The sequence below is a fragment of the Sphingobium anseongense genome (assembly GCF_037725245.1).
Taxonomy (GTDB): Bacteria; Pseudomonadota; Alphaproteobacteria; order Sphingomonadales; family Sphingomonadaceae; genus Sphingobium.
In genome coordinates this window covers 90,974-107,008 of the sequence record NZ_JBBJUL010000008.1, presented here as the reverse complement: position 1 = coordinate 107,008, position 16,035 = coordinate 90,974, and the positions used below count along the sequence as shown (strand labels likewise).

Here is a 16,035-nt window from a genome sequence, read left to right as displayed (position 1 = left end):
CGGATCGCGATGCGCCGTTCAGCCCCGGCAATCCTCTATCACGCGCGCAGGTTCGGCCCAGGCGGGCAGGACGAGCGGCGGCAACCCCGCCAGTTCGACCGCAAACCGCCCCCGGCTGTAGGCCAGCTGGTCGAGCGCGGCGTCGCTGGCCGATCGGATCGCGACGGTTTCGGGCGAAGGTCCCGCGCCGGGGGCGGCGGGCCAGCTGACCGCGCCATAGCTGGTGCGCAGGATCATCGGACCCCGGCCCGCGCCCGCGCGGATCAGATGGATGCGGCGGCCGGGCCTGTCGCAACGGATGGTCAGCAGCGTGCCGCCGGCGGGCGCGCCGAACAGCGCGGCAGACCCGCCCGCTTCGGTGCGATAGCGCCACTCGCCCGGCGTGGCGGGGCGCAGTGTCCAGTCGTCGCTGGCCGGCGCGGCTGCTGCTGCTGCGGGCGGCGGTGTGGCGGGCGCAGGGGCCGGCTGAACCGGGCGCGGCGCGGGCGGTGGCGGCGACGCAGGGCCGACGCAACCGGCGAGCGTCAGGGCGAAGGCGAGAGATAGGGGAAAGCGCATGCTTCACCCATGCCCGAGCGCACGGCCGGCCTCAACCGCAAAGCGCCGGTTGCGCCATGACCGGGTTACCCGGCGCGGCCGGGCGTTGTTGACAGTTTGCCGCCGAATCGCTAGGGCCCCCCCATCCCGACACGCTTGGTAGCGGCAGTGCATTCGCACTGGCCGTCTTTTTTGCGTCATCGGGTCAACATGACGTCGCCGTTCCGCCCTTTCATGGGCTGCCGGCGGCAGGACGCTTTGAGATGGGGCGACGCCAACCGCCCCGTGGAGCAGGAGACCAGATTACCATGGCACGTATCGCGGGTGTGAATATCCCGACCAACAAGCGCGTCATCATCGCGCTCACCTACATTCATGGCATCGGTCGCAAGACCGCCGTCGACATCGCCACCAAGCTGGGCATCGACCAGAGCCGCCGGGTCCAGGACCTGTCGGACGCCGAAGTGCTGCAGATTCGCGAGGCGATCGACGCCGATCTGACGGTCGAGGGCGATCTGCGCCGCGAAACCGCGATGAACATCAAGCGTCTGATGGACCTTGCCTGCTATCGCGGCCTGCGTCATCGCAAGGGCCTGCCGGTCCGCGGCCAGCGCACGCACACCAATGCGCGCACCCGCAAGGGCAAGGCAAAGCCGATCGCCGGCAAGAAGAAGTAATCGTCGAGGGGCGCTTCCGGGCACCCTCCGGTCACTTCTTTTTTAACGATTTCAGTAGGATAGAGCAACATGGCACGCGAACCTCAACGCATCAAGCGGCGTGAGCGCAAGAATATTTCGGCCGGCGTCGCGCACGTCAACGCCAGCTTCAACAACACGATGATCACCATCACCGACGCCCAGGGCAATGCGATCAGCTGGTCCTCGGCCGGCATGATGGGGTTCAAGGGCAGCCGCAAGTCGACGCCCTACGCCGCGCAGGTGTGCGCCGAAGACGCGGGCCGCAAGGCGGCCGAACATGGCGTGCGGACGCTGGAAGTCGAAGTGAAGGGTCCCGGTTCGGGTCGTGAGTCGGCGCTGCGCGCATTGCAGGCCGTCGGCTTTCACATCACCTCGATCCGCGACGTGACACCGATACCGCACAATGGCGTGCGCCCTTCCAAGCGCCGTCGCGTTTAGGGGCCTGTAGCCGTCGACTGGCGAGCGGCGGACGCGTCGCTCGTTTACCCATTTGCATCGGCCGGAACGCCCTGACGGGTCCAGGGAACAAGCGTTCCAGCCACATTCCCAGGGGAATTACATGACTGTCAACATGAAGAACTGGCAGGAATTGAAGAAGCCCACCGCTCTCGACATCAAGTCGGGCAGCGATGGCAAGCGCAAGGCGACCTTCGTCGCCGAGCCGCTCGAGCGCGGCTTTGGCCTGACGCTGGGCAACGCGCTGCGCCGGGTTCTTCTTTCCTCGCTCCAGGGCGCGGCGGTCACTTCGATCAAGATCGAAAATGTCCTCCATGAATTTTCCTCGCTGGCCGGCGTTCGCGAGGATGTCACCGACATCGTCCTGAACATCAAGCAGGTCGCTCTGCGGATGGAAGGCGACGGGCCAAAGCGGCTCCAACTGTCCGCCACCGGTCCCGCGACCGTCACCGCCGGCGATATCGCCGTGTCTGGCGACATCCAGATCATGAACCCGGACCTGGTGATCTGTCACCTCGACCAGGGCGCGACGCTGAACATGGAACTGACCGCCGACGTCGGCAAGGGCTATGTCCCCGCCGTCGCCAACCGTCCGGCCGACGCGCCGATCGGCCTGATCCCGGTCGACGCGCTCTATTCGCCGGTGCGCCAGGTCGCCTACAAGGTGGACAATACCCGCGTCGGCCAGGAACTGGACTTCGACAAGCTGTCGCTGACGGTCGAGACCGACGGCACGGTGACGCCCGAGGACGCGATCGCCTATGCCGCGCGCATCCTGCAGGACCAGCTCCAGCTGTTCGTCCATTTCGAGGACGCGCTGCCCAGCGCCGCGCCGTCGTCGGGTGGCCATGCGGTCGCCGCGTCGTCGGAAGGCGAAAGCGACACCAACACGATCAACCGTTACCTGCTCAAGAAGGTGGACGAGCTGGAACTGTCGGTCCGCAGCGCCAACTGCCTCAAGAACGACAACATCATCTATATCGGCGATCTGGTCCAGAAGACCGAGGCCGAGATGCTGCGCACCCCCAATTTCGGTCGCAAGTCGCTGAACGAAATCAAGGAAGTGCTGTCGTCCATGGGCCTGCGCCTGGGCATGGACATCCCCGGATGGCCGCCTGAAAATATCGAGGAAATGGCCAAGAAGCTCGAACAGGAGCTTTTGGGCTAAGCACATCCTCCCCGCTTGCGGGGAGGAACAGGGCAATGGGCGGCGCCCTTGAACGCCGCCTGGTCTGGGATACCTGACACGGTCCCTTAACGAACGAAGGACTATCGAATGCGTCATAAAATGGGCCAGAAGAAGCTGCAGCGCAGCACCGGCCACCGCACCGCGCTGCTGCGCAACCTGGCCGCTTCGCTGATCAAGCATGAGCAGATCATGACCGGCACGGTGAAGGCAAAGGCGCTGCGCCCCTATGTCGAAAAGCTGATCACGCTCGCCAAGAAGGGCGGCCTGTCCAACCGTCGCCTGGCCGACGCGCGCCTCAAGGACGATGCGCAGCTCGCCAAGCTGTTCGAAGTCCTGGCCGAACGCTACAAGGACCGCAACGGCGGCTACACCCGCGTGATCAAGGCGGGCTTCCGCGCTTCGGATGCCGCGCCGATGGCGATCATCGAACTGGTCGACCGCGACGTCAGTGCCAAGGGCCAGGATTCGGGCCCGGTGCAGACCGCCGACGAGGACGAATACGAAGCCGCCTGATCGGCAGGATATGCGGCGTCAAAGCGCCGCGATCCGCTTCACAAACAGGCCGCGGCCCATTAGGCTGCGGCCTGTTGTCGTTTGGAGAGGATGGCCGATGTTCGCGACCCGCGGTCTGGCGGCGTGGCTGCTGGCGATGGCGTTGGCCATCATGCCCGCACAAACGGCATGGGCCGATCCCGACGCCGCGCAGATCGACGCTGGCCGCCGTCCGGCGCTCGCCTATCCCGACGCGCCGCGCATCGACCTGGTCGAGGAGCATTTCGGCATCAGGGTGGCCGATCCCTATCGCTGGCTGGAACAGGATGTGCGCGCCGATCCGGCGGTGCGCGACTGGGTGGCGGCGGAAAACCGGGTCACGGCGCGCTTCCTGTCCGGCCTGCCGGCGCGCGATGTGCTGAAAGCGCGGATGAAGGCGCTGTACGACTATGGCCGCTACGGCCTGCCGCGCAAGGCGGGGAACCGATATTTCTACAGCTATAACAAGGGCCTGCAGAATCAGGCGCCACTGTTCGTGCGCGAGGGGCTGGCGGGCGCCGAGCGCTTGCTGGTCGATCCCAACGGCTGGTCGAAGGATGGCGCGACGGCGCTGGCCGAATGGCGTCCGTCGCCGACCGGCCGCTATCTCCTCTATGCGGTGCAGGACAGCGGCAGCGACTGGCGAACGCTGCGCATATTGGACGTCGATACCGGCGCGATCCTCGACGAGCGGATCGAATGGGTCAAATTTTCGGATTTGAGCTGGGACGGGAAGAGCGCGGGATTTTTCTATTCACGGTTCGCGCCGCCATCCGCCGGGCTGGCCCATCAGACCGCGAGCGACAACCAGCAGCTTTATTATCATCGGATCGGCACGCCGCAGGCGGCCGACCGGCTGGTCTATGCGACGCCGGATCGGCCCCTGCTGGGTCATCGCGGCACGGTGACCGATGACGGGCGCTGGCTGGTCATCACTTCTTCGCAGGGCACCGACCCGCGCCATGAGGTGCATGTCGTGGCGCTCGACGGCGCGCGGCCGCAACCGCGCCCGCTCGTTCGCGGCTTCGACAATGAGTGGCGGCTGGTGGGCAATCGGGGATCGACGCTGTGGTTCCTGACCGACAAGGGCGCGCCGCGCGGTCGCCTGGTGTCGCTCGATGCGGCGCGGCCGCGCGCGCGGCCGCGCCAGGTGGTGGGGGAGCGGGTCGAGATATTGGCGGGCGGGTCGCTGGTCGGCGATCGGCTGATCCTTGCCTATATGGACGACGCCGTCACCCAGGCCGCGCTGTTCGAGCTGGACGGGCGCAAGGTGGGCGACGTGCCGCTGCCCGGTATCGGCACCGCCGCGGGCTTTGCCGGGCGCGATGGCGACCCGGAGACGTTTTTCAGCTTTTCGGGGTTCACGACGCCATCGACCATCTATCGTTTCGACACGGCAAGCGGGGCGGTCACGCTGTTCGCCCGGCCCAGGCTGGCATTCGCGCCCGACGATTTCGTCACCGAGCAGGTCCATTACCCGTCCCGCGACGGCACGGCGATCCCGATGTTCGTCATCCGCAAGCGCAGCCTGGCGGCGAACGCAATGCCCGCGCCCACCATTCTCTATGGCTATGGCGGCTTCAACATTTCGATGACTCCCGGCTTTTCGCCCGCGCGGCTCGCCTGGCTGGAACAGGGTGGGGTCTATGCCATCGCCAACCTGCGCGGCGGTGGCGAATTCGGCCGCGCCTGGCATGAGGCGGGGCGGCGCGCCAACAAGCAGAATGTGTTCGACGATTTCATCGCGGCGGGCGAATATCTCAAGGCGGCCGGCTATACCACGGCCGATGGCCTGGCGGTCGAGGGCCGGTCGAACGGCGGCCTGCTGGTGGGTGCGGTGGTCAACCAGCGGCCCGACCTGTTCGCCGCGGCGCTGCCGGCGGTCGGGGTGATGGACATGCTGCGCTTCGACCGCTTCACCGCCGGGCGGCTATGGGTGGACGATTATGGATCGCCGGCGCGAGAGGAGGATTTCCGCCTGCTGCACAGCTATTCGCCCTATCATAATATCGCGGGCGGCCGGGATTATCCCGCGATCCTGGTGACGACCGCCGACACCGACGACCGGGTGGTGCCCGCGCACAGCTTCAAATATGCCGCCGCGTTGCAGGCCGGCGATCTGGGGGACAAGCCGCGCCTGATCCGCATCGACACGCGGGCGGGCCATGGATCGGGCAAGCCGACCGACAAGCTGATCGAGGAATATGCCGACAGCTATGCCTTTGCCGCGCACTTCACCGGATTGAAGATCGGGGCGGGGGAAGAATGAGCGTTTACTGCCCGGATCCCTCGTCGCGCCCGTGAAGCTGGCCCCATAATTTTGCGGTCCCCGCTTCCTGGGCGCGGGTGGCATATTGGGCGGCGACCAGCCAGCCCTTGATCGGCCGCAGCGGCAGGACCGTGGTGAGCAGCAGGATCGGCACGCCCAGCGCCAGATGCACCCACAGCGGCGGTCGCGCCATGATTTCCAGCATCACGATGAAGATGACGCCCGGAACACAGGCGAACAGCTGGACGAAGACCGCGGGGCCATCGGCCGGATCGGCGAAATCATAGCTGAGGCCGCACATCTCGCAATGATCGCGCACCGCGAGGAAGCCGCTGAAAATATGGCCCTGACCGCAGCGGGGGCAGCGCCCGCGCACCCCCGCCTCGATCAGCGACAGCCGATGGGGATAGGCCGCGCCATCCACGCGGCGCTGTTGGTCGGGTTCGTTCGGCACGAGCTTGTTCCTTCAACAGCGCATCTGCGCGCTTGAGGCCGATGTTGCAATGGGGCAGTTTGTCCCATCCTTGCCCCGCCCCACGCACCCCGCTAGGCAGGGCCTTTCCGCCGCCGGAGCCCGTTTTCATGACCGCGTCCGTCCCGCGCCGCCGCAACGCGGCGATCGCCTTCATCCTGGTGACGGCGTTGCTCGACATCATGTCGATGGGAATCATCGTCCCTGTGCTGCCGCAACTGATCGTCCAGCTGGCCGGCTCCAGCAGCGCGGCGGGGCTGTGGAACGGGCTGTTCGTCGCTTTATGGGCAGCGATGCAGTTCCTGTGTTCGCCGGTGATCGGATCGCTGTCCGACCGATATGGCCGGCGGCCGGTGCTGCTGGTGTCGATCGCGGGGCTGGCGCTGGATTTCGGGCTGATGGCGGTTGCGCCCAATCTGTGGTGGCTGGCGGTGGGGCGGCTGCTGGGCGGGCTGACATCGTCCAGCTTCACCACGGTCTTTGCCTATATGGCCGACATCACCCCGCCCGAACAGCGCGCGCGGGGCTATGGCCTGATCGGCGCGGCGTTCAGCGCCGGGTTCGTCGCCGGGCCGCTGTTGGGCGGGATATTGGGCGAAGTGTCGATGCGCGCGCCCTTCTGGGCGGCGATGGGGCTGTCGGGCATCGCCTTTCTCTACGGGCTGCTGGTGCTGCCCGAATCGCTGCCGCCCGAACGGCGCATGGCCTTTGCCTGGCGACGGGCCAATCCCTTCGGCGCGCTGCGGCTGTTGCGCTCGCATCCCGAACTGTCGAGCCTGGCGATGGTCAACTTCCTGCTGTTTTTCGCGCATCACCTGTTTTCGGCGGTTTTCGTTCTATATGCCGGCGACCGCTATGGTTGGGGGGCGTGGCAGGTGGGAACGCTGCTGGCGGCGGTCGGGCTGCTCGACATGGGTGTGCAGGGGCTGCTCGTCGGCCCGGTGGTCAAGCGGCTGGGCGACCGGCGGACGATGGTCGTGGGCCTGGCGTTCGGCGCGGTCGGCATCATGACGATGGGGCTTGCGCCGACGGGCGGGCTGTTCCTGATGGCGATGCTGCCCAATGCGCTGTGGGGCCTGGCGATGCCGACGATCCAGTCGCTGATGACCCGGCGCGTGTCCCAATCCGAACAGGGCCAGCTTCAGGGCGCGAACAGCAGCGTGGGCAGCATTGCCGGCATCGCCTCGCCGCTGTTCTTCGGCTGGATCTATTCGCTGTCGGCAGGCCCCGCGCCGACGATCCCGTTCATCGGCACCGCCTTTGTCATCGCCGCGCTGGTGCTGGCGAGCGCGGCGACCCTGGGATGGGCGGCCGGGCGCGGGCTGGAGCCGGCGGTCGAGGGGGGCGGATAACTGGACATATCGGGGCGGGCGGACTAACCGGCGCGCATCCCTTCTCCTGCCCATTCATAAAGGCGATTCGATGACGCTGCCGATCCAGGATTCGATTCTCATCGTGGACTTTGGCAGCCAGGTGACGCAGCTGATCGCGCGCCGCGTGCGCGAAGCCGGCGTCTATTCCGAAATCGCCCCCTTCAACAGCGCCGCACAGGCCTTTGAGCGGATGCAGCCCAAGGGCGTGATCCTGTCGGGCGGTCCGTCATCGGTCATGTGGGAGGACAGCCCGCGCGCGCCGCAGGCGATCTTCGATGCGGGCGTGCCGGTGCTGGGCATCTGTTATGGCCAGCAGACGATGATGCAGCAGCTGGGCGGCAATGTCGAAGGCGGCGAGAGCGGGGAGTTCGGCCGCGCCTTCATCGAGGTGAAGAAAAGCTGCGCGCTGTTCGACGGCCTGTGGAGCGAAGGCGAGCGCCATCAGGTGTGGATGAGCCATGGCGACAAGGTGACGAGCCTGGCGCCCGGTTTCGAGGTGGTGGCGACCAGCGAGGGCGCGCCCTTTGCCGTGACCGCGAACGAAGCCAGGCGCTTCTATGCCACGCAATTCCACCCAGAAGTCGTGCATACTCCCGACGGCGGCAGGCTGCTCGCCAATTTCGTGCGCCATGTCTGCGGCCTGGCCGGCGACTGGACGATGGCCGAGTTTCGCGCGACCAAGATCGCCGATATTCGTGCGCAGGTCGGTGAAGGCCGCGTGATCTGCGGCCTGTCGGGCGGTGTCGATTCCGCCGTGGCGGCGGTGCTGATCCACGAGGCCGTCGGCGACCAGCTGACCTGCGTATTCGTCGACCATGGCCTGATGCGGCTGGGCGAGGCGGAGCAGGTGGTCAGCCTGTTTCGCGAACATTACGGCATCAAGCTGGTCCATGTGAACGCCGAGCAACGGTTTCTGGGCGGCCTCGCGGGCCTTACCGACCCGGAAAAGAAGCGCAAGTTCATCGGCGGCGAGTTCATCGCCGTGTTCGAGGAGGAAGCGGCCAGGATCGGCGGCGCGGATTTCCTGGCGCAGGGAACGCTCTATCCCGACGTGATTGAATCGGTGTCCTTCACCGGCGGACCCAGCGTGACGATCAAGTCGCACCATAATGTCGGTGGCTTGCCCGAGCGGATGAACATGAAGCTGGTCGAACCGCTGCGCGAATTGTTCAAGGACGAGGTGCGCGCGCTGGGCAAGGAACTGGGCCTGCCCGACATCTTCGTCGGCCGCCACCCCTTCCCCGGTCCCGGCCTTGCCATCCGCATCCCCGGCGAAGTGACGCGGGAGCGGTGCGACATATTGCGCAAGGCCGACGCGGTCTATCTGGAGGAAATCCGCAATGCGGGCCTCTACGACGCGATCTGGCAGGCGTTCGCGGTGCTGTTGCCGGTGCGGACGGTGGGGGTGATGGGGGACCTGCGCACCTATGACAGCGTCTGCGCGCTGCGCGCCGTAACATCGACCGACGGCATGACCGCCGACATATACCCCTTCGACGCCGCGTTCCTCAGCCGCGTCGCGACCCGCATCATCAACGAGGTCAAGGGCATCAACCGGGTGGTGTACGACTATACGTCCAAGCCGCCCGGCACGATCGAGTGGGAGTGATTCAGGGCATTCCAGAGGGAGCCGGGGCTACGCCAAAATCGCCGTTACCGTCAGGGACACAACAGCCAGGATGAGCGCGCATCATTTGAAGACAGGCGCTTGTGCAACTTGATCTCCCATTTGACGCTGCGGATCCCAGCCGCCTCCCAGCGCGCGGAATGAAGCGATCGCGCCGCGGGTTGCCGCAGCGCGCGCCTGGATAGCGCCATCGCGGGTTTCCAGCAGTCGCCGATCCGCATCGAGAACCTCGATCAGGCTCGCCATCCCGCCTTTGTAAGCTGCCATTGAAGAGTCGCGCGCGCGTGATAGCGAACCTTCACCCTGCGCGAGAGCGGCTGCGCGTACCTCCTGTTGGACTAATGTCGAGAATGCGTCCTCGACATCCTGCGAGGCCCGCAGCACGGTAAGGCGATAGGTTGCGAGGGCCTCGGCATTGCGGCCCTTGGCGGCTTTGATTTCCGCGTCCACCCGCCCAAAATCGAACAGCCGCCAGCGAAGCCCCAATATGCCATTGGCCTCCATTGCATTGCCTGTGAGGAGACCGCCGGTCGCGGTAGAGGCCGTGCCGAGCAGGCCGCTCAGCGAAAACTTCGGGTAATATTCAGAGACTGCCGCCCCGACACGAGCATTGGATGCCGCGAGCGTCCGTTCGGCGGCGATGATATCGGGCCGGCGACGCAGGAGCGCAGCCGGCCCGCCGGCCGCTGATACCGCGGGGGCATGCGGTATCGGGGCGAGGCTCGCCAACTCTGGCCGCGTCGTGCCAGGTTGCATGCCGAGCAGCACGTCGAGTGCATTCATCGCCATGTCGAGTTCGTTTTGCAGCGCCGGAATTGTGGCGCGAACCTGTGCCAATGCCCCCTCGGCTTGCCTTAATTGCAATTCGGCAGCGACGCCCTTGCGGTATTGGAGCCCCACAAGGTCGACCAAGCGTTGCTGGGTATCCAGTTGGGCGCGAGCGACGTCGAGCCTAGCCTGAAGCATCCGGATGGCGACATAGGTGTCGGCCACTTGCGCCGCCACAGACAGGCGGGCAGCGACCGCGCCGGCTTGCGAAGCCTGCCAATCGGCACGAGCCGCATCTCGCGCCGCGTCCCTCCCGCCGAACAGGTCGATTTCCCAGCTGGTGCCAAGGTTCAGCTCGTAAGTCTCGGTCGAACGCTCGAACTGTGGGAAGGCGCTGCCGATCCTCCCGATCGGCGTCTCGACAGACTGGTACACTTCGCCGGCCTGTCCGTTGATCTGCCCCGACGGCAGCAGCGCCGAATTCGCGCCCTTGAGCGCTGCCCTTGCCTGGGCGACACGGGCTCTGGCCTGCTCCAAATCCAGATTCTGCGCCAGTCCCCTTTCCACGAGACTCGTAAGAAGCGGATCGTCGAATGACTGCCACCACGAAACAAGGTCTGCGGCCTGCGCTGCAATGGTCCGCTCTTCCACGGCCGCGCTGCCTTGGAAGGAGGGCGGCTGCGTTGGGGTGGGCTGGAGATAATGAGGTCCCATCGCACAGCCGGCGAGAAGGCCGGAGCCGGTGAGGGCGACAAGGATTGGACTTATGGAGCGCATCGCTTCCTCAATCTGATGACCGGTATATGACTAATATATATAATGGTTACTCGTTGTCAATCTGGCCGGATGTCATTATGCTCTAGGGATGAACGACAGCACCACAGACGCCCCAGCCCGCGGTCCCGCAGAACATGCCGTGCGCGACCAGATCATCGCCGCAGCCTACAAATGCTTCGCCCGCTATGGCTACGCCAAGACAACCGTCGCCGACCTCGCCAATGAGATCGGCTTTTCGAAGGCCTATATTTATCGTTTCTTCGAGTCGAAACAGGCGATCGGCGAGGAAATCTGCGGCTCGCGCCTGGAGCAGATCGTCGCCGAGACGCGAGCGGCGATCGAGCAGGGCAATAGCGCGACCGACCGACTTCGGCGGATGTTCAAGAGCCTGACCACCCGCAGTGTCGACCTTTTTTTCCATGATCGTAAGATCTATGACATCACCGCCCATTCGGCGGCAGAGCAATGGGGCTCTTCGCAGGCCTACAAGAACACCCTCAGGCATATCCTGGCTGAGATCATCAAAAGCGGCAGGGAAAGCGGGGAGTTCGAACGCAAGACGCCGCTCGACGAGACGTGCCGGGCCATCCTCTACGCCATGATGCCTTTCGTCGACCCACTGCATCTCGAGCGCAATCTCGACCTACTGCCGGACGCGCCGCAAGAGGTCACCAGTCTTATCCTGCGCAGCCTTGCGCCATAATAAAATGACTAGTGACCCATTGACATAATAGTCACAAGGAAACAAATGATCCTCACAGTCTGGAGGATCAGCCTTTGTCGAGTCGGTTCATCGCTGCGGGATTGTCCGCTTTCGCACTCTCATTGCCCATGGCCGCTTGCCACAAGGCTGAGGGCGATCCCCGGACGAAGCCACCATTGGTGCGGGTGATGACGCCGGCATCGCAAGATGACGCCCACCGGGAATTTACAGGGATCGTGGCCGCGCGCGTGCAGAGCGATCTTGGCTTTCGGGTTGGCGGCAAGGTCATCGAGCGCCTCGTCGAGGCAGGGCAGGTGGTTCATCGTGGCCAACCGCTGATGCGGATCGACCAGACCGACCTCGCCCTCGCGACGCGAGCTTCCCAGCAAACGGTAGTATCCGCCCGCGCGCGTGCCTCGCAGACGGCGGCGGACGAGCGGCGTCTTCGCGATCTCGTCGGCGCTGGGGCCGTGTCCGCCTCCACCTACGATCAGGCAAGGGCAGCCGCCGATTCGGCCCGCGCGCAGCTCGCGGCGGCGGAGGCGCAAGCCCGTGTCTCGCGCAACGAAGCCAGTTATTCCCTGCTCGTGGCGGACGCCGACGGCACCGTCGTGGAAACGCTCGCCGAACCCGGTCAGGTCGTCACCGCAGGCCAGATCGTCGTGAGGCTGGCCCGTTCCGGTCCGCGCGAGGCGCTGGTGCAATTGCCCGAAACGGTGCGGCCGGCGATCGGCTCTACGGCCCAGGCACGCACCTATGGCGGTGAAGAGGGAACGGCGCGTTTGCGGCAGCTTTCGGACGCGGCCGATCCGGCGACCCGGACATTCGAGGCGCGCTATGTACTCGACGGAGCGGCTGCCCGGGCGCCGCTCGGCTCGACCGTGACGGTCGCCCTGACGCAGCCGGGCGAGAGTGCCACGACGGTCGTGCCGCTGGGCGCGATCCGCGATGCCGGCAAGGGGCCGGGCGTCTGGATCATCAAGCCCGGTTCCCCCGCGACGATTACATGGCGGCCCGTGCGCATTTCAGGTGTCGCGGAAGAGACCGCCACCCTCTCATCGGGCCTCAAGGCCGGCGAGCGGTTCGTGGCGATGGGCGCCCACATGCTGCATCAGGGTCAGGCCGTCCGTATCGCGGCCCCCGTGGCCGGAGCGGCGCGATGAGCGAGCGCGGTCCTGAGGCTTCCGCGCCCGAGAAGCGTGGCTTCAACCTCTCCGCGCTCGCGGTCCGCGAGAAATCCGTCACCCTGTTCTTCCTGATCGCCATTGTCGGCGCGGGCATCTTTTCGTTCCTGAGCCTGGGGCGCGCCGAAGATCCGAGCTTCACCATCAAGGTCATGACCGTGGTGACGGCATGGCCCGGCGCCACCGCGCGGGAGATGCAGGATCAGGTCGCGGAACCGCTGGAGAAGCGGCTGCAGGAGCTGCGCTGGTATGATCGCAGCGAGACCTTCACTCGCCCAGGCCTCGCCTTCACCACGCTGACGCTGCGCGACCAGACACCGCCGCGCGAAGTGCAGGAGCAATTCTATCAGGCGCGCAAGAAGCTGGGCGACGAAGCCGCGCAGCTTCCGCAAGGCGTCGTCGGCCCCTTTGTCAACGACGAATATAGCGACGTCACCTTTGCCCTCTATGCGCTCAAGGCCAGGGGCGAGCCGCAGCGCAATCTCGCCCGTGAGGCCGAAGCCCTGCGCCAGCGGCTGCTCCATGTGCCGGGCGTCAACAAGATCAACATCGTCGGCGAGCGGGCCGAACGAATCTATGTCGAGTTCGCGCAAGAACGGCTTGCCACGCTGGGCGTGTCGCCCCGCGACATCTTCACCGCGCTCGCCAGCCAGAACCTGATCACGCCCGCCGGCTCGATCGAGACCAAGGGCCAGCAGACGGTCGTGCGCCTGGATGGCGCTTTCGATGACCTGTCGAGGATCCGTGATGTACCCATCGTCGCGAGCGGCAGGACGCTGCGCCTGTCGGACATCGCCAAAGTGGATCGCGGCTACGAAGACCCTGCCACGTTCCTCGTCCGCAGCGAAGGCGAACCGGCTTTGCTGCTCGGCGTCGTGATGCGCGAAGGATGGAACGGGTTGGACCTGGGCAAGTCGCTCAAGGAAGAGACCGCCAAGATCGCCGCCGAGCTTCCGGTCGGCATGACGCTCACGTCTGTCACCGATCAGTCGGTGAACATCAGCGAAGCCGTCGACCAGTTCATGCACACCTTCCTCGAGGCGCTTGCGATCGTGATGATCGTCAGCCTCATCAGCCTGGGATGGCGGGTGGGCATCATCGTCGCCGCCGCCGTGCCGCTGACGCTGGCGGTGGTGCTGGTCATCATGTGGGCGACCGGCCGCGTGCTCGACCGCATCACGCTGGGCGCATTGATCCTCGCGCTCGGTCTCCTCGTCGACGACGCGATCATCGCCATCGAGATGATGGTGGTGAAGATGGAGGAAGGCTATGACCGCATCAAGGCGTCGGCCTATGCCTGGAGCCACACTGCCGCGCCCATGCTCGCGGGCACGCTGCTGACGGTCATCGGCCTGATGCCGGTCGGGTTCGCGCAGTCGACCGCCGGCGAATATGCCGGCAACATCTTCTGGGTCGTCGGCTTTGCCCTCATCGCCTCGTGGTTCGTGGCGGTCATCTTCACCCCCTATATGGGCGTCAAGCTGCTGCCCGATATGAAGCCCGTCGAAGGCGGGCATGCCGCGATTTACGAGACGCCCCGCTATCAGAAGGTGCGAAGGCTCATCGGTTCGGCTGTGCGCCGCAAGAAGCTGGTGGCGCTAGCGACGCTGGGCGCGTTCCTCATCGCCGGGGCCGGCATGCCGCTGGTCAAGAAGCAGTTCTTCCCCGCGTCCGACCGGCCCGAAGTGCTGGTCGAGGTGCAGATGCCCAAGGGCACTGCGATCGCGCAGACGCAAAAGGCGGCCGAGCGGGTCGAAGCCTGGCTGCGCAAGCAGCCAGAGGCGAAAGTCGTCACCACCTATGTCGGCCAGGGTGCGCCGCGCTTCTTCATGTCGCTCTCGCCCGAATTGCCCGATCCCTCCTTCGCCAAGATCATCGTGCGCACGCCGGATGAGGAAGCGCGCGACGCGCTCAAGGTCCGGTTGCGTCAGGCGGCCGCAGATGGCCTCGCCCCGACCGCCCGTGTCCGTGCCACCCAACTCGTGTTCGGACCCTATTCGCCCTTCCCCGTCGCATTTCGCGTCGGAGGACCGGATATCGCCACCGTTCGCACCATTGCGGCCAAGGTCCAGGACGTCCTGCAGGCCGACCCGATGATGCGCACGGTCAACAGCGACTGGGGCGACCAGGCACCCTCGCTGCACTTCGTGCTCGATCAGGATCGCTTGCGCGCCCTTGGTCTCACATCGAGCGACGTCGCTCAGCAGTTGCAATTCCTGCTCACCGGCGTCACCGTCAGCCAAGCCCGCGAAGACATCCGCACCGTCGATGTCGTCGTGCGCTCGACGGGCATGGATCGCCTCGATCCCGCGCGCATCGGCGATTTTACGCTGACCGGCGCACAGGGCCAGCGCGTGCCCGTCAGCCAGATCGGCCGGATGGAAGTGCGCATGGAGGATCCCATCCTCCAACGCCGTGACCGGGTGCCGACGATCACTGTGCGTGGCGACATCGCCGACGGGCTACAGCCGCCCGACGTGTCCACCGCCATGATGAAGAAGCTGCAACCGATCATCAAGGAGTCGCCGGCCGGTTATCATGTCGACATGGCCGGCTCGATCGAGGAAGCGGGCAAGGCCAATGCGGCGCTCGCCCCGATCTTTCCGATCATGATCGTCCTGATGATGGTCGTCATCATCCTGCAGGTGCGCAGCCTGTCGGCGATGTGGATCGTCCTTCTGACCGCGCCGCTCGGCCTGGTCGGCGTGGTGCCGATCCTGCTGCTGACGGGCCAGCCCTTCGGGTTCAACGCGATTCTGGGGCTGATCGCGCTCGCCGGCATCCTGATGCGCAACACGCTGATCCTGATGGGCCAGATCCACGACAATGAGCGCGCGGGCCTCACGCCGTTCGACGCGGTGGTCGAGGCGACGGTGCAGCGATCGCGGCCCGTCATCCTGACCGCGCTCGCCGCCGTGCTGGCGTTCGTGCCGCTCATCAGCTCGGTGTTCTGGGGGTCGATGGCGGTAACGCTGATCGGTGGCACGCTCGGCGGGACGGTCCTGACCCTGCTGTTCCTGCCCGCCCTCTATGCGCTCTGGTATCGCATCACGCCGCCATTTGACGACGGTCAATCGGCGACGACGTCCGCTGCGGACACCGTGACGCACCGGGAGCGCCCGGCATGAGCATTGTCCCCACCAGCAGGGTCTCATCTCTCAGGAGACGTTCCATGGCTGTAATGGAAGCGCTGCGGAGCGCATGGTCCAGGGTCGGGCGCTATTTTGAAGCGCTCGCCTGGGCGGCGGAATATGATCCCGTCGAGGAGCAGCGGCGTTGGATCGCGGGGCTGGAAAAACGCATCGCTCGCACTGAGGCAGGTTTGCCGGCGGCGCAGGAACAGTCTCCGCACCGGCTTTCCTAGACATGCGACGCAAGGCCGAGACCGACGATCCACTGCTGGTCGCGGAGGGTATCGCCGGGCGTCCTTCTCGATTTGAAACGCGCTTCA

At 65.8% G+C, this 16,035-nt stretch carries 14 protein-coding genes; 11 read left to right on the top strand and 3 right to left on the bottom strand.

The window, feature by feature from the left end; genetic code table 11:
- Positions 1-18: 18 nt before the first annotated feature.
- A complete protein-coding gene (locus tag WG908_RS12235; protein WP_340186870.1) occupies positions 19-558 on the bottom strand; it encodes a hypothetical protein in 540 nt (179 codons plus the stop codon).
- A gap of 287 nt (positions 559-845) precedes the next feature.
- Here WG908_RS12235 and rpsM point away from each other — a divergent pair, with 287 nt between their 5' ends.
- The 5 genes from rpsM to WG908_RS12210 all read left to right on the top strand — a co-directional run bounded on the left by rpsM (position 846) and on the right by WG908_RS12210 (position 5,680).
- Positions 846-1,214, top strand: a complete 369-nt coding sequence (gene rpsM, locus WG908_RS12230) for a 30S ribosomal protein S13 (RefSeq protein WP_037467883.1) — start codon at positions 846-848, stop codon at positions 1,212-1,214.
- Positions 1,215-1,283: 69 nt separating this feature from the next.
- The gene (gene rpsK, locus WG908_RS12225) at positions 1,284-1,673 is read left to right on the top strand and encodes a 30S ribosomal protein S11 (protein WP_092952865.1); all 390 of its coding nucleotides are present in this window, start codon (positions 1,284-1,286) and stop codon (positions 1,671-1,673) included.
- 121 nt (positions 1,674-1,794) lie between these two features.
- A complete protein-coding gene (locus tag WG908_RS12220; RefSeq protein WP_340186869.1) occupies positions 1,795-2,859 on the top strand; it encodes a DNA-directed RNA polymerase subunit alpha in 1,065 nt (354 codons plus the stop codon).
- Positions 2,860-2,967: 108 nt separating this feature from the next.
- A complete protein-coding gene (rplQ, locus tag WG908_RS12215) occupies positions 2,968-3,393 on the top strand; it encodes a 50S ribosomal protein L17 (protein WP_340186868.1) in 426 nt (141 codons plus the stop codon).
- A gap of 97 nt (positions 3,394-3,490) precedes the next feature.
- Positions 3,491-5,680, top strand: a complete 2,190-nt coding sequence (locus tag WG908_RS12210; protein ID WP_340186867.1) for a prolyl oligopeptidase family serine peptidase — start codon at positions 3,491-3,493, stop codon at positions 5,678-5,680.
- 4 nt (positions 5,681-5,684) lie between these two features.
- On the opposite strand, the gene WG908_RS12205 is transcribed toward WG908_RS12210, so the two are convergent.
- Entirely contained in the window at positions 5,685-6,134 is a 450-nt protein-coding gene (locus tag WG908_RS12205) for a DUF983 domain-containing protein (RefSeq protein ID WP_340186866.1), read from the bottom strand.
- Between the two features lie 128 nt (positions 6,135-6,262).
- Between WG908_RS12205 and WG908_RS12200 the strand changes: the two genes are divergently transcribed.
- Positions 6,263-7,504, top strand: a complete 1,242-nt coding sequence (locus tag WG908_RS12200) for a TCR/Tet family MFS transporter (RefSeq protein ID WP_340186865.1) — start codon at positions 6,263-6,265, stop codon at positions 7,502-7,504.
- 70 nt (positions 7,505-7,574) lie between these two features.
- Positions 7,575-9,134, top strand: coding sequence for a glutamine-hydrolyzing GMP synthase (guaA, locus tag WG908_RS12195; RefSeq protein WP_340186864.1), 1,560 nt, complete (start codon positions 7,575-7,577; stop codon positions 9,132-9,134).
- Between the two features lie 81 nt (positions 9,135-9,215).
- Here guaA and WG908_RS12190 read toward each other — a convergent pair whose 3' ends face one another.
- The gene (locus tag WG908_RS12190) at positions 9,216-10,697 is read right to left on the bottom strand and encodes an efflux transporter outer membrane subunit (RefSeq protein WP_340186863.1); all 1,482 of its coding nucleotides are present in this window, start codon (positions 10,695-10,697) and stop codon (positions 9,216-9,218) included.
- Between the two features lie 88 nt (positions 10,698-10,785).
- Between WG908_RS12190 and WG908_RS12185 the strand changes: the two genes are divergently transcribed.
- The 4 genes from WG908_RS12185 to WG908_RS12170 all read left to right on the top strand — a co-directional run bounded on the left by WG908_RS12185 (position 10,786) and on the right by WG908_RS12170 (position 15,948).
- Positions 10,786-11,400: a TetR/AcrR family transcriptional regulator gene (locus tag WG908_RS12185; protein ID WP_340186862.1), complete on the top strand. Its 615-nt coding sequence runs from the start codon at positions 10,786-10,788 to the stop codon at positions 11,398-11,400.
- 128 nt (positions 11,401-11,528) lie between these two features.
- Positions 11,529-12,563 (top strand): efflux RND transporter periplasmic adaptor subunit, encoded by a 1,035-nt coding sequence (locus WG908_RS12180; protein ID WP_340186930.1) that lies wholly within the window; start codon positions 11,529-11,531, stop codon positions 12,561-12,563.
- Complete coding sequence (locus WG908_RS12175; RefSeq protein ID WP_340186861.1) at positions 12,560-15,712, top strand: efflux RND transporter permease subunit; 3,153 nt, start codon at positions 12,560-12,562, stop codon at positions 15,710-15,712. Before WG908_RS12180 ends, WG908_RS12175 begins: the two co-directional genes overlap by 4 nt.
- Before the next feature lie 44 nt (positions 15,713-15,756).
- On the top strand, positions 15,757-15,948 hold the full coding sequence (locus WG908_RS12170) for a hypothetical protein (protein WP_340186860.1): 192 nt from the start codon (positions 15,757-15,759) through the stop codon (positions 15,946-15,948).
- Positions 15,949-16,035 lie beyond the last annotated feature (87 nt).